This is a genomic window from Pseudomonadota bacterium, assembly GCA_018823285.1.
Taxonomy (GTDB): Bacteria; Desulfobacterota; Desulfobulbia; order Desulfobulbales; family JAGXFP01; genus JAHJIQ01.
Genome location: JAHJIQ010000051.1, coordinates 1 through 13,520, shown reverse-complemented (window position 1 = coordinate 13,520; position 13,520 = coordinate 1). Strand labels below are relative to the sequence as shown.

10 protein-coding genes are annotated in these 13,520 nt (G+C 54.5%); 4 read left to right on the top strand and 6 right to left on the bottom strand.

What is annotated here, in order from left to right:
• Positions 1–255 precede the first annotated feature (255 nt).
• The 4 genes from topA to dnaG all read right to left on the bottom strand — a co-directional run bounded on the left by topA (position 256) and on the right by dnaG (position 7,798).
• Positions 256–2,547 carry a type I DNA topoisomerase gene (topA, locus tag KKG35_12370; GenBank protein ID MBU1738923.1) on the bottom strand — a complete coding sequence of 764 codons (2,292 nt, stop codon included), beginning with the start codon at positions 2,545–2,547 and terminating at the stop codon, positions 256–258.
• A gap of 167 nt (positions 2,548–2,714) precedes the next feature.
• The gene (gene dprA, locus KKG35_12365; protein ID MBU1738922.1) at positions 2,715–3,821 is read right to left on the bottom strand and encodes a DNA-processing protein DprA; all 1,107 of its coding nucleotides are present in this window, start codon (positions 3,819–3,821) and stop codon (positions 2,715–2,717) included.
• Positions 3,822–4,363: 542 nt separating this feature from the next.
• Positions 4,364–5,707 carry an RNA polymerase sigma factor RpoD gene (gene rpoD, locus KKG35_12360; GenBank protein MBU1738921.1) on the bottom strand — a complete coding sequence of 448 codons (1,344 nt, stop codon included), beginning with the start codon at positions 5,705–5,707 and terminating at the stop codon, positions 4,364–4,366.
• 309 nt (positions 5,708–6,016) lie between these two features.
• Complete coding sequence (gene dnaG / locus KKG35_12355; GenBank protein MBU1738920.1) at positions 6,017–7,798, bottom strand: DNA primase; 1,782 nt, start codon at positions 7,796–7,798, stop codon at positions 6,017–6,019.
• A gap of 429 nt (positions 7,799–8,227) precedes the next feature.
• On the opposite strand from dnaG, the gene KKG35_12350 reads away from it, so the two are divergent.
• Both KKG35_12350 and KKG35_12345 read left to right on the top strand, forming a co-directional pair.
• Entirely contained in the window at positions 8,228–8,953 is a 726-nt protein-coding gene (locus KKG35_12350) for a hypothetical protein (protein ID MBU1738919.1), read from the top strand.
• Between the two features lie 147 nt (positions 8,954–9,100).
• On the top strand, positions 9,101–10,027 hold the full coding sequence (locus tag KKG35_12345; GenBank protein ID MBU1738918.1) for a calcium/sodium antiporter: 927 nt from the start codon (positions 9,101–9,103) through the stop codon (positions 10,025–10,027).
• A 195-nt stretch (positions 10,028–10,222) separates the two neighbouring features.
• Here the strand turns inward: KKG35_12345 and lsrF are convergent, their stop codons facing one another.
• Together lsrF and KKG35_12335 are read right to left on the bottom strand one after the other, a co-directional pair.
• The gene (gene lsrF, locus KKG35_12340; protein ID MBU1738917.1) at positions 10,223–11,104 is read right to left on the bottom strand and encodes a 3-hydroxy-5-phosphonooxypentane-2,4-dione thiolase; all 882 of its coding nucleotides are present in this window, start codon (positions 11,102–11,104) and stop codon (positions 10,223–10,225) included.
• Positions 11,105–11,138: 34 nt separating this feature from the next.
• On the bottom strand, positions 11,139–12,170 hold the full coding sequence (locus tag KKG35_12335; GenBank protein MBU1738916.1) for a zinc-dependent dehydrogenase: 1,032 nt from the start codon (positions 12,168–12,170) through the stop codon (positions 11,139–11,141).
• A gap of 310 nt (positions 12,171–12,480) precedes the next feature.
• Between KKG35_12335 and KKG35_12330 the strand changes: the two genes are divergently transcribed.
• Both KKG35_12330 and KKG35_12325 read left to right on the top strand, forming a co-directional pair.
• Positions 12,481–13,080 carry a hypothetical protein gene (locus KKG35_12330; GenBank protein MBU1738915.1) on the top strand — a complete coding sequence of 200 codons (600 nt, stop codon included), beginning with the start codon at positions 12,481–12,483 and terminating at the stop codon, positions 13,078–13,080.
• Positions 13,077–13,301 carry a hypothetical protein gene (locus KKG35_12325; GenBank protein MBU1738914.1) on the top strand — a complete coding sequence of 75 codons (225 nt, stop codon included), beginning with the start codon at positions 13,077–13,079 and terminating at the stop codon, positions 13,299–13,301. The genes KKG35_12330 and KKG35_12325 overlap by 4 nt, the downstream gene beginning before the upstream one ends.
• Positions 13,302–13,520: the final 219 nt, after the last annotated feature.

Genomic DNA, 13,520 nt, shown 5'->3' with positions numbered 1-13,520 from the left:
GTCTGATTTTTTTTTTGGTGGGAAAAAAGGGGGGGGCGGCAGGACGCTTTGTCCAGCAGGATAAATGAACAGGTATATATGTAATTATGCTTCGGGGGCACTGTCCTGCGCCGGGGCGTCACCCGCAGTTCGTGATCCCCCCGGGGCGTCGGCTTTCAGAGACGGCTGCTTACAATATCTCCTGCAAATTTCGTGGTATATGGGGAGGCGAAAAAGAGCTTGGTACGAATCCGGTCCGGCCGCCCCGAAAAACCGTTACTCAAGAGGGCGAGAATATTTGCAGGTTTTCTGATAACACTTGATGGTTGCTCCGTCTTTGCGGGTAATCTTTTCTACCAGAAAAGGGGCGCCACAGTCAGGGCATTGCTCGGCAACAGGTTTGTCCCAGACCGCAAAAGAGCATTTCGGATAACGATCACAGCTGTAAAACACTTTGCCTTTCTTGGACACTTTCTGGACAATTTCACCGGAGCAATTTTCTTCAGGACATTTGACGCCGGTGCTCTGAGCCTTGATAAAACGACATTCAGGATACCCTGAGCATGCCAGGAATGTGCCGTAGCGTCCCTGTTTGAAAACCATGGGCTTGCCGCATTTTTCGCAAATCTCATCGGATTTTTCCGGTTCCGGTTTGGCTACGGGGATAACCGTGTTGTTCTCGTCTTTGGTGAAATCCTGGGTATGTTTGCAGGTGGGGAAATTCTCGCAGGCCAGAAATTCCCCGTTTCTTCCCCAGCGGATGACCATCTTGCCCTCGCACAGCTCACAGGGAATATCGGTGGGGATGGTTGCTTTTTTCACGGATTTCATTTCCTGGCGGGCGGTTTCCAGTGTTTCCCGGAAGGGCCCATAAAAATCCTGCAGCAGGGTCAGCCATTTTCTGGAACCATCTTCGACCTGGTCCAACTGCTTTTCCATTCCTGCCGTAAACTCTACATCAAGAATAGTCGGAAAGTGGGTGACCAGGAGGTCGTTTACAAGTCGGCCGAGATCGGTAGGCTCAAAGCGCCTCTTGGCGAGCAGCACGTACTCTTTGTCCTGGATGGTTGAGATGATCGCGGCATAGGTGCTCGGACGCCCGACCCCGTTATCCTCAAGGGCTTTTACCAGGGTAGCTTCCGTGTAATACGGCGGTGGTTGAGTGAAATGCTGGGCCGGTATCGTCTCCATGAGAGTCAGGGGCTCGTTCTCCTGAAGATCCGGGAGCAGGAGGTCGGTGTCAGGGTCACTGTTTTCTCCCTTGTCGCTGGCTGGATTATCATCCGTTGCTTCCACATAGAGTTTCATGAACCCAAGAAAGCGCATGACCGAGCCGGTTGCTTTCAAGGTGCAGCGTTCGGAATTGACGGATATGGTTGTCTGGTCAAACTCCGCAGGAGCCATCTGGCAGGCGACAAATCTTTTCCAGATCAGGGCATAGAGGGCCAGCATGTCCTTGTCGAGAAAGCCGGCCATTTTTTCCGGGGTATGGTCAACATTGGTCGGCCGGATTGCTTCATGGGCATCCTGGGCCGATTTTTTGGTCTTGTAGATGTTCGGGGTATCCGGCAGAAAATCGGCCCCGAAAGCGCCGGCGATATATTCCCTGGCCCCGGTGATCGCGTCATCGCTGATCCGGGTTGAGTCGGTACGCATGTAGGTGATAAGACCGGTGGGCCCTTCTGCGCCAAGTTCGATTCCTTCGTAGAGTTTTTGCGCCAGGGTCATGGTTTTCTTGGCGGAAAAACGCAACTTGCGGTTGGCGTCCATCTGCATGGAGCTGGTGATAAAAGGCGGTGAAGGGTGTCTTTTCTTTCTTTTCTTGTCAACGGTGCCGACTTTGAACTCGGCGCCTTTGATATACTGACAAATTTCATCAGCCCTGGCCTGATTTTCGATCCGGTTCTTTTTGGCGGTGATCTTTTTGCCGTCAAAGGAGTCGAGCTGGGTGAGAAACGGCGGCGGTAACGCTCCTTCGAATCTGGTCGAAATGGTCCAGTACTCTTCGGGTTTGAAGTCCCTGATCGCCTGGTCTCTTTCACAGATCATCCGCACCGCCACGGACTGAACCCTGCCGGCGCTCAGGCCCCGGCGGACTTTTTCCCACAGCAGAGGGGATATCTGGTAGCCGACCAGACGATCGAGAATTCGCCTCGCCTGCTGGGCCTCGAAGAGTTTGTAGTTGAGCTCCGTGGAATTCTCTATGGCGTTCAGAATCGCCTTCTTCGTCAACTCATGGAACAGCGCCCGATGGATCGGTTTGTTGGTTTTTTTTAAGCTTTCCGCGATGTGGTAAGCGATGGCTTCACCCTCGCGGTCCGGGTCGGGGGCCAGAAAGATTTCGTCAGCCTTGCTCGCCGCGCTTTTGAGTTCGTTGATGATCTTGCTTTTCCCCCTGATGGTCACATATTTCGGCTCGAAATCATTCTCGACATCAACGCCCAGGCTGTTGGTCGGCAGGTCGCGGATGTGGCCGACAGAAGCTTTGACCGTAAACGATTTGCCAAGGTATTTCTGCAGGGTTCGCGCCTTGGCCGGGGATTCAACAATGATCAGGGATTTGGACATTTTTCTCTTCTATCTAAAAGTTATTAAGGTGTAAAAGCTCAGGTTGAGTAAACCGGCGGCTCTTCCGAAGTTTGTCCCCGAAGGGAGTGTTGTGCTTATGATGCACAGCGAAACGCATTCCCCGCAGCTCGAAGTCTCACGCTGTTTGCTATCTGCTGCGGGGAGCTTCAATTTCTCAACTGATACTGCCTGCCCGGCAGAACTTCGCAGGCTCCTTTCAGTTCAAGAAGGAGCATCAGTTCGTTTACTTTTTCCACCGGCATGCCGCTTTCGGTAATGATGTCGTCAATTGGTTTCGGGTACACCTCAAGAAGACCCAGCAGCACTTTCTCTTGTTCATCAAGCTCGGGAAGGTCTTTTTTCCGGGCTTTCACTGAGGCAACCGCATCTCCGCTGGACGGACAGTCCGGTCCCAGTTCATTGACAATGTCATCTGCATTCAGGACAAGCTTTGCCCCGTCCTGGAGAAGGCGATGGGTGCCTTCGCTTTTAGGGGAGTCAACCCGGCCCGGCACGGCAAAGACTTCCCTGCCCTGTTCAAGTGCGTAGTTCGCGGTGATCAGGGAGCCGGAACGACGTGCCGCCTCGACAATAACCACCCCGCGGCTCAAGCCGCTGATAATTCTGTTTCGGCCCGGGAAACGAAAACTTTCCGGTTTGGTGCCGAACGGATACTCACTTATTACCGCACCATTTCCCTGAATGTCACCGTACAGTTTCAGGTTCTGTCGGGGATAGACAATATCAACGCCGCAGCCGAGAACCGCGATGGTCTTTCCCCCGGCCTGTAATGCTCCGCGATGGGCCGCGGTGTCGATCCCCAGGGCGAGGCCGCTGACTATTGTGTAACCAAGCCGGGCCAGCTGGCCGGCCAGATCTTCAGCAGCTCTTGTTCCATATGAACTGGCAGCCCTTGATCCGACAATGCTGATGGCCGGTCCGGAGAGAGATGCGGCGCTTCCTCTCACATAGATCAGGGCCGGTGGGCCGGGAATTTCACGGAGCATGGCAGGGTATCCAGGATCGTCCCAGCAGAGAATCGCGACCCCCGACTTCCGCGCCTGCTCATATTCTTTCCGGGCCTTTGTCCTGATGCTTTCAAGTCCGATTGATTCTATACATTCTTTTTTGAGTCCGGGAACCGTTTCAAGCTCGCGGCGGGAGGCTTGCAGTGCCAATGCGGGCTCGCCAAAACGTTTGACCAGTTGTCTGCACCCGGCTGAACCGAGCCCCGGAGTCATATATAATGTAAGCCACGCTTCAATACGTTCCATGTAATTCCAGATAGAGACTTTCTTTCTCTATTGCCCCGGGAGCCTGGTGCAATCCTGAAGGGCGGAAGACCTTTTGCAATTGCCGCTATAATGGGCAGGTGTTCGAGTCGTTCAAAAAAACAACGGTGTTTCCAGATGTTCCGAAAAAAAAACCTGGCCGGGGTGTCCGGCGGCTCCATGGTCCTTCATTTGCAGCAAGTATCCGTCATCCAGGGATCAATCATCTGGGAAGATGTCACATCCCGAAATCAAAGAATAATTTTCTGGAATACAGCTCCGGCTCATCTGGAAAACAGGACGGAACTATAAAACAAGGGGGAACTCTGTCAACAAATAATTTCCCGAATCATCCTTGCTTTCAGGGGGATAAAGCTCAAGTTGAGCAGCTTGTCTGCGCTCGTACGAAACTTATCCCCGAAGGGTGAAAGATGAATCTGGATATTCTTGCCAAAGGAAAAACGGGTCCGGGATTACCTTCATAGCATGGTGCGTTTGCGGCAGACATCTGATGGGGAGACGGCAAGGGAGAAAAAGCTTGGGGGTCAGCGATCCTCATTGAAGCTGGAAAGGTATTTTTTTCGTGATGGATGTTTCAGCTTCTTGATGGCCTTGGCTTCTATCTGGCGGATTCTCTCTCTGGTCACCGAAAAGTTTTTCCCGACCTCTTCAAGGGTCAGGTCGAGTTCGTTGTCCAGGCCGAAGCGCATTCTGACCACACTCTCTTCCCGTGGCGAGAGGGTGGAGAGGACATCGCTTAAGCTTTTTTTCAGGCTCTCCTTGACGGAGGCATCCTGCGGCGACATGCTGTCCTCGTCTTCAATGAAATCTGCGAGAAAGCTGTCTTCCCCACCACCGATGGGAGCATCAAGGGAGACAGGCTCCTTGGAGATCTTCAGGATATTTTTTACTTTTTCTTCATCAATATCCAGTTCCAGGGCAAGCTCGGCAGGGCTTGGTTCCTGGCCGGTCTCCCGGGTTAATTTTTTGGAGCATTTCAACAGGCGATTGATGGTGTCAATCATGTGGACCGGGATGCGGATGGTCCGGCCCTGATCGGCGATGGCCCTGGTGATTCCCTGTCTGATCCACCATGTCGCATAGGTGCTGAATTTGTAACCGCGACGGTATTCAAATTTGTCCACCGCTTTCATGAGCCCGATGTTGCCTTCCTGGATCAGGTCCAGGAGTTGCAGCCCGCGGTTTGCATATTTTTTTGCGACGCTGACCACCAGCCGGAGGTTGGCCTGGGCCAGGTATTTTTTGGCATGGAGAGAGGTTTCTTCGCCCAGGGCGATTTTCGAGAAAATCTCCTGCAGTGTTTCATGGTCGATGCCATGCTTGGCTTCAATCATGTGCAGCCGGATTTCGTCCGCGGTCGGCTGACCGCTTTTGCCTTCTTCCGCTTCTCTGGCTTTCCGGGCCCGGTTGGTGGCCTCTTCCATGATGATTGCCAGCCGGCGTAATTTATTGATGATCTCCTTGATGAACTTGCCGGCGATCCGGTCTTCCTGAAAAAGGCGGACCACCGAATTTTCGTTTCTCTCAATCCTGATCGAGACCTTCATGTATGTTGCCTGATCGATCTCAGGGTCCTGAAGGTCCTTGCGGAAGGCGATCATTTCACGCTCAAGACGTTCCGCTTCTCTGATCTGCCAGATAAAACGGTCTTTGATTTCGTTTACTGCTTTGGGGTCGGCGTCGTTCACGCCCCGGATCACGCTGGCGATCGACAGGCTGTCGTCCTGGAGGGCGGTTGCAATTTGTTTCAATACGGAAAGAGCTACGGGGGTCGCAATGATTGCCCCCTGGATCAGCTTCTCGCTTTTTTCGATCTGCTTGGCCAGTTCGATTTCCTGTTTGGAGGAGAGCAGGGAGACAGCCCCCATCTCACGCAGGTAGACCTTGACTGGATCAGGGGTTTCGTGATCGGCAAACTCATTGTCACTGTCCGCGCCGATACTGGTGGGCGCTTCCGCATAGGCGGCGTCATCACCGATGATCGCGGTCAGTTCATCAAGGGATTCATCGTCGGAAGACCCATCGGCGAATACAGCCTCGGTATCCTCAAGACCATCATCAAGGTCATCATCGAATTCCGGTACAGGGAAATCTCCGGTGGATTTTCCCCCCGCCCCTTTATTCTTGCTGTGCGCTTTGCGACCTGTCAATAAAGTTCTCCAGCAAGTTTCAACCGGCTAGCTCAATTCCTGATTGCCGGGGCCCTTATCCAGGGAGTTTTTCTGTTCGATAAGTTTCATGCACAATGCAACGTCTCCAGATCGATGGGCTTCATTGATCTGGCGGGTCAGATTTTCCCGCATGATTTTTAATCGATTATGGTGCAGCCAGCCGAGTTTTTCGGCTGCGGTGTGCTCTTTCTCTTCATCGGTGTAGGATGGCGAAGTGATAAGCAATTCTGAGATAAAGGCTCTTTCCTCCCCCTCGGCCAGATCCAGCAGACGTTCCTGCCCACCTGTTGCATCATCGGCACTCTCCTGCAGATGCTTTAAAATAAGCTTGCCAAAAGAACCGATGATTACATCTTCAATGCCAGCTTCTGTGAATTTTTGCAAGTATTCTGGGAAAATAATTAAAAATTCCAGAAACTGTTTTTCCTTGAAAGAGAGGGTGAGGGGCTCTGTTTTTTTGCGATCTTTGTTTTTATCCGCGTTGCCCGGCGGAGCGATCCCCGCATTTGTTTTTACCAGCTGTTCCGGAGGGATTCCAAGTTTCTGGGCAAAATGAGAAACGAAAACGGTTTTCTCTACCGAGTTGTCTTCCAGTTCATTGATGATGCCCTGCATTTCCGTAACGATCCGGGCCTTTCCGTCAACCGAGGTGGTGTGGATTGATTTCAGATGGTGAAATACAAACTCCGGCAATGATACCGAAGTCTCGATTTTCCGGGCCAGTGCCTCCTTGCCGTGTGCCCTGATAAAGGTGTCCGGGTCGTGCTCAGGGGGGAGAATCAGGACTCTTGCCTCAACATGCTCGGAGAGAAATACCGGCACCGCTTTCATTGCCGCCTTCAATCCCGCGGCATCCCCGTCAAAGAGGATGACCACCTCTTCCGCATACCCTTTCAGGGAGCGCACCTGATATCTCGTCAGGGCGGTGCCCAGTGGCGCCGCAGCGTAATCAAACCCTTTGGCGGCAAGAGACAGCAGGTCGAAATTTCCTTCAACCAGAAGGCAGCGCCTTGCCTTCCTGATCTGTTCCCGGTTCTGGTAGAGACCATACACCAGACGGCTTTTGTCATAGACCGGGCTTTCGGGTGAATTCATGTATTTGGGCTGGCCGGCCCCGAGAATCCGGCCGCTGAATCCGGCGGTCTGGCCGCTCATATTCATGATCGGGCAGAGAAGCCGGTCCCGGAATCGATCGTAAAACCCGCCCCGTTCTTTTCGTACCAGCAGCCCCGCCTCACAGGCCAGGTCGCGCCGGTGGGAGTCGGTGATCCTGCCCGCCAGGAAATCCCAGCGGTCCGGGGCATAGCCGAGCCGGAATCTGCTGATGATTTCCGTGGGGATTTCCCGGTCTTCCAGGTATTTTCTCGCCCCGGCGGCCAGCGGATCGTGCAGCAGTGTTTCGTGAAACAGGGTCGCGGCCCGCTCCTGAATCTCGTAGAGGTTGATTCTTTTTCTGGCCCGCTCCTGGTCCTGATGGGAAAGGGGTTTTTCCGGCAGGGTCACGTTGTAGCGGCGGGCCAGGTTCTTCAGTGCTTCCGGAAAGGTTGCATTGTGGTACTGCATGTAAAAAGAAAAGACGTCGCCGCCTTCATTGCAGCCGAAACAATGATATGAGCCCCTGGCCGGATTCACCGTGAAGGATGGGGTTTTCTCGGAGTGAAAAGGGCAGAGCCCCTTGTAGTTTGTCCCTGCTTTTTTCAGGTTGACATGTTCACCGATGATCTCGACAATGTCGGCAGCCTCTTTGACAAGCTGGACCGAGTCATCTTTGGAAGAAAAGTTTGTCATGGCAACAGTTGCAAAACCCTTTTATAGTATCCTGAATCCGTGAGTGCTTGAGAGTGGTTCAGATGCAAGGCGGCGACGATGTTGATCATACATATGGTATATCAACGAGTTGTCAACGCAGCAGATGATCCGCTCTCGAACGCCCCGCAGGGCGGCGGATGAAAATTTACCCCCGCAGCAAAGAAAACATTTTTTACGTAATTACAATCTCCTGAGATGATTGAGCGCCCGAAGCCGTCACGGATTCAGGAGTATTTTTTCAGGCGGCAGGATGATTCGGCCCGTTCTGTAATGAAGGAGGGCAAGCCGTAAATGAATGCCTTGGGAAGGTCAGTTGCAAGCATGCCTTCGCCAAGTGTGTGTGTCAAATATATATTGCGGGCCGCAGAGAGCAAGGAAAAAGAGCCGGCGCCGGGAGGGTTTCCATAAATGACAGTCGATATCGCAAAGGTCATGACCTATGAGATCAGAAAAGAGATCGCGGAACGATATTTCGGCTTCCGCAAGCTGATCGAAGAAGACAAGTACGAGTTGGCCAGGAAGATTCATCTGCAGACCATGACCATTGAGCAGCGGATTGCCCTGGATCTGGCCAGAATCTATTATATTCTGCAGGACCGGGCCCTGATCGAGCGTTTCCTGGATCTGACCGGTCTTGAAAACGCCCTCTTTTTTGACGAGTACATGATCTCCTCGCCCACCATCCGGGCCCGGATTTTTGCCGGGGTTAAAGCCAAGGGGCTTACCCGGGCGGGCCGCTTTAAAAACCTGCTTCTCGGCTGTTATGACCTTCTGGTCACCCATGTTGAAGAGTACAGGGTAAAGTACCGGGAGATTCTCGCCGAACGTGAGGAGATTGACGAAGAGATCAAGCTTTTCTACAAGAAAAATGATATCGGCAATATTCTGGGTTTTTTACGCGGGTTGGATAGTGATGGCAACGAGTCGCTGAAGGGCCCGGCGATCGGGGGAGTTGCCGAAAATCTTGATCGAAAACTGAAGGTTGACCCCCCGGAGCCTGTCGATCAGACCCTGCCTTCCATTCCGCCCCTGGTGCATCTCTCGCTGATCCGGAGAGAGATGAAAGAGCTTGCAGAAGCGGCGATGACCAGACATGCGAAAGGATTCACGAGAAATTTATCAAGCTCAAGTTGAGCAGCTCGGCTGCCCGGAAGAAACTTTTGCCCTTGCGGTATAAAAGGAAGCCTTTCGTACAATTCATTCTGTACTTCTTTCCTGTCCAATACAGGCGCCAATGATAAAGAGACGGTGATTATGGAGCAAGATATCGCATCTTTGAGCATGAGCCTGCTGGCCCTTATCGGCGGCCTGCTGATGCTGGTTGCCGGGGGTGAGGCGCTGGTTTCCGGGGCGTCGAAGTTCGCCCTGAAGCATGGAATGAAGCCGATGGTGGTGGGCTTGACCATCGTGGCCTTCGGGACCTCGATGCCGGAACTTTTCGTCAGTCTGGCCGCCTCCTTTCAGAATCATGTCGATATCATGATCGGCAATGTGGTCGGCAGCAACATCGCCAATATCGGGCTGGTTCTGGCCCTGTCGGCTCTGATCCGGCCTCCGGAGGTGGAGTTTCCCAGTGTCGGCAAGGATCTCGGCCTGGTCGTGGCGGTCAGCGCTCTGGTCACAGCCGTTGCCGTTTTCGGTTTTTTTCACCGTGGTCTGGGGCTGCTGCTGGTTGCCGGACTTGTCTGGTACACGGTTTCTTCATGTCGGAACAGCAGGGACCAACCGCAAGACCCCGATCTTTCAGAAGAGCGTGCCGAACGGGAGTCGAATCTGAAAATTATCGGCTTGCAGGGTTTCGGCCTGCTGCTGCTCGCTTATGGCTCGGACCTCTTTATCGAAGGGGCGGTTAAAATCTCCGCCTGGTTCGGCGTCCCGGAACTGGTCGTAGGACTCACGGTGGCGGCAGTGGGCACCTCCCTGCCGGAACTGGCATCCTCTCTTTCCGCAATCCGCCGCAAAGAGAGCGATATCCTGGTCGGCAATATTGTCGGCAGCAACCTGTTCAACCTGATGATGGTGCTCGGGGGCACCGCCGCCCTCAAGCCCTTTCCGATGGCCGGAGAACTGTTGGCGAGGGATTTGCCGACCATGCTTGGGTATGCCCTGGCGCTGCTGCTGGTGATCTATTTCCGCCACCGGATCGGGCGGCTGCCGGCAGGGATCATGCTTGGCGGGTATGGCTTGTATATCTGGGGGCTGGTTTGATCTGAAGCAGCATTTGATTCATTCATGATGGGAGAAGCCAGAAGCCGGAAGCCGGGAGCCAGGAGAAAAGAAAACGGCTTTTACTGGATTTTGGCTTCCGGCCCCTAATAAAAAGACATGGCGCAGAAAAAAATCATGGGAAAAAGATCCGCCCATTGGCCACATTGACTTCTGTCTTCTGGCTCCTGCCGTTTATCACCCCCTGCCTTCGTTTTTCAGATCATTGAACATTTCAAAGGCCTGTTTGGGTGGCAGGTTCTCATGAACAACCGCCTTCACTGCCTGGAGCATTGCAATCGGGGTTTCAGACTGGAAGATATTGCGGCCCATGTCGACGCCCGAGGCTCCCTGCTGGACGGCATTGTAGGCCATGGTCAAGGCATCAAGCTCGGGGATTTTTTTCCCTCCTGCCATCACGATGGGCACCGGGCAGCTGGCGGTGACCGTTTCGAAATCTTCCGGCACATAATAGGTTTTGACATACTGGGCGCCCAGTTCCGCGCACATCCGGCAGGCGAGGCGGAAATATCGGGCGTCACGGACCATCTCCTTGCCGACGGCGGTAACGGCGAGGATCGGGATGCCGTAGCGAAGGCCTTTATCGACCAGGCGGGTCATGTTGTGTACTGATCTGGTTTCAAATTCACCGCCGATAAACACCTGGATGGCGAGGGCTGCCGCGTTCAGGCGGATGGCGTCCTCCATGCTCATGGCGATCTCTTCATTGGAGAGTTCCCTGAGAATACTCGGGCCGCCGCTCGCCCGGATCACCACCGGTTTGGAGTAGGTCGGTGAAACATTGCTCCGCAGAATACCGCGGGTCAGCATCAGGGTGTCGGCGTGCTCGGCGAAGGGCATGATTTTCACGTCGACTCTTTCCAGACCGGTGGTCGGCCCCTGGAAATACCCATGGTCGATGGCGAGCATCACCGTTCTGCCGGATTTTGGATTGAAGATCCGCGCCAGACGGTTCTTCATCCCCCAATCCAGGTTATTTGAACCCTTGAGAAAAAAGCCGCTGTTTTCAGCGGGCACATCAAGGCAATAGTCTTTTCCTTCCTTATCTGCTTCTGGCATAGTTGGCCTCCATTTTGATCCGTTCTGTTTAGAATTATTCCTGTGGTCGGATGATTACTTTTAATGAATCCGCCCCTTCGGCGGTCAGTCTGAACCCTTCTCCGGCATCGGCCAGGCCGAATCGGTGGGTGATCATCTCTTCCACCGGAATCCGGGCGTTGGCGATCAGGTCAAGGGCGGTCACGCAATCGGCCGGGCTTCCGGCATAGGTGGTGGTGAAGGTGATATCCCTTCGCCAGAACATGTTGTTGATCGACAGCGGCAGGGTGACGCCATCCATGGTCGGGGCGAAAAAGAGGATGGTGCCGCCCCTTTCAACACTCCGGAAGGCCTGCTCAAAAGCGGGAGTTGCCGAAGTGCAGACGATCACCAGATCGGCGCCGAGTCCCTTGTTGTGTTTCCTGAAAAGCGAGGCCACGTCCTGGTCCGCTTTTATGGCCAGGCTTGCCCCGAAACGCTGCGCCGCCTGCAAACGGAAATCGTTCATGTCGGTGGCGCCGATAAAGCCTGCGCCGCTCGCCTTTGCCAGGGCAAGATGCATGAGCCCCGCGAGGCCGCTGCCAAGGACCAGCACCGAGCTGCCCTGTTTCAGCCGGGCAGTCCGCTGGCCGCGCAGGATACAGGCCAGAGGCTCGACAAAGGTTGCGCTGTCGTAAGAGAGCGAATCAGGAATCTTCCAGGTGCCGCGATCGACATTGATGGCCGGGAGCCGGACATATTCGCAGAAGCCGCCCGGATCGAAATGGGTGCCGGACAGCAGGGTGTCGCAGACGGTTTCGTGACCGGTCAGACAGAAATGACAGGTGTTGCACGGTACATGATGGGTGGCGGCAACCCGGTCACCGGGCTGGAAAGAGGTCACCCCTTCCCCGGCGGCCACGACTTCTCCCGCGATCTCGTGGCCGAGGATCAGCGGTGCCTTGTGAATCCGGTACCACTCCATCACGTCACTGCCGCAGATGCCGCTGGATTCGATTTTCACCAGCAGTTCTCCTGGTCCGGCCGCAGGGGTGGGGACCTCTTCCAGGCGGATGTCCCGGTTGTTGTAGTACATGGCAGCGCGCATCGGTTGTCCTTGTGGTTTCCCAGGTATAAGTTTTTTTCACGGCCGGGAGGGTGCTCCCGCCAATTTCGGCCGGTCCTCCCGTGGGAGCGGCCTCCCGGCCGCGAATCTCCGGGATCTCCCCGGATAGCCAATCTCAGGCGCCGGTTCGAATCGAAATCAATGCTTTGTGAGCAGAACAATTTAGTCCATGACGATCAGGAAGACAAGCTTGACGCTGGTGTCGCTTGTAACTTTCCCGGATATTGCTTATAAATCCCTTTCGGTATTACAATGATGAACCCGATAAAATCAAGAACATGGAGCAAGGAAAATGGCGGAAATAAAAAGTACCATGGATATGGTTCTGGAGCGTGCCGCCCGGATGGCAGGAGAGCATGAAGGAGAAGGGGTCTCCGGTGATGATATCCTGAAAGAGGGCATGCGGGCCGGAGCGGCTTTTATGCGTGGAGAGGAGAGCAGTCTTGGCGGGCTTGTCGCCGCACGCCCTGAAAAGGAGAGGGTTGATTTTCTGAAAGGGGCTGCGAAATCGTTACTCCGCAACATCATCCTGCCCAGAGATGAAGAGCAGTTGAAGAATGCGGAGCTGGCGATGAACGGTCTGGTCCAGCTGAGCCAGGGGAACCGCGACCTGCTGGCGGTATTCGGTGACCTGAAAAAAATTCTCGATCAGTACATGCAGCACCGGGTCCAGGCCAAGGAGCAGCTGGAAGCTGCTTTTGCGCAGCAGATGGCCCAGATGGAAGGGGCACTGGCCAAGCAGACCGGGAGGAGCATGAAACTGAAACCCAACCAGCATCCGAAATTCAACGAAGAGTGGCAGCGGGTGCTGAACGAACTGAACAGCCAGTACGGCCGGGCGGTCGATCAACACAAACAGCTGGTCGAAAACTTTCTTTCCGGGCAGGGATGATGCTGCTCAAAGTCGCTCTCGGGCCCCCCGGAGAAGAGGGCGGCCGGATACTTGACGGCTGGCGGAAAGACTGGGGGCTCAGCCGGCATGCTGACGGACGCTTCCGGCTCCCCGGCCACGACCCGCTGGCAGTGATCATCGACCTGCGGAACCGGTGTTATAATCACGAAATCACGGTCGAGATGGCCTTCGGCGATGAACAGGTAAAACAGGGATCGTAGGAGCACCCTACCGGCCGCGAACAGAAGGCTCAATTGCCCGCGTGGTGTTGTGGGAGCGACCTCCCGGGCGCGAACATTCGGGTGGTTTGCCACCCTGGGCATTCGCGGCCGGGAGGCCGCTCCCACAGAAGGCCGCTCCCACAGGAGGGGGGCTTCTGCAGGGAGTTGCTCCTGCTTAACTTGCCGGGGATTGTGGATTGATCGACGGAGACAGGGAAT

Excerpts from the sequence above, each read along its gene's own strand:
- topA (MBU1738923.1), bottom strand. The coding sequence starts at position 2,547 with ATGTCCAAATCCCTGATCATTGTTGAATCCCCGGCCAAGGCGCGAACC.
- dprA (MBU1738922.1), bottom strand. The coding sequence starts at position 3,821 with ATGGAACGTATTGAAGCGTGGCTTACATTATATATGACTCCGGGGCTC.
- rpoD (MBU1738921.1), bottom strand. The coding sequence starts at position 5,707 with ATGGGGGCTGTCTCCCTGCTCTCCTCCAAACAGGAAATCGAACTGGCC.
- dnaG (MBU1738920.1), bottom strand. The coding sequence starts at position 7,798 with ATGACAAACTTTTCTTCCAAAGATGACTCGGTCCAGCTTGTCAAAGAG.
- KKG35_12350 (MBU1738919.1), top strand. The coding sequence starts at position 8,228 with ATGACAGTCGATATCGCAAAGGTCATGACCTATGAGATCAGAAAAGAG.
- KKG35_12345 (MBU1738918.1), top strand. The coding sequence starts at position 9,101 with ATGAGCCTGCTGGCCCTTATCGGCGGCCTGCTGATGCTGGTTGCCGGG.
- lsrF (MBU1738917.1), bottom strand. The coding sequence starts at position 11,104 with ATGCCAGAAGCAGATAAGGAAGGAAAAGACTATTGCCTTGATGTGCCC.
- KKG35_12335 (MBU1738916.1), bottom strand. The coding sequence starts at position 12,170 with ATGCGCGCTGCCATGTACTACAACAACCGGGACATCCGCCTGGAAGAG.
- KKG35_12330 (MBU1738915.1), top strand. The coding sequence starts at position 12,481 with ATGGCGGAAATAAAAAGTACCATGGATATGGTTCTGGAGCGTGCCGCC.
- KKG35_12325 (MBU1738914.1), top strand. The coding sequence starts at position 13,077 with ATGATGCTGCTCAAAGTCGCTCTCGGGCCCCCCGGAGAAGAGGGCGGC.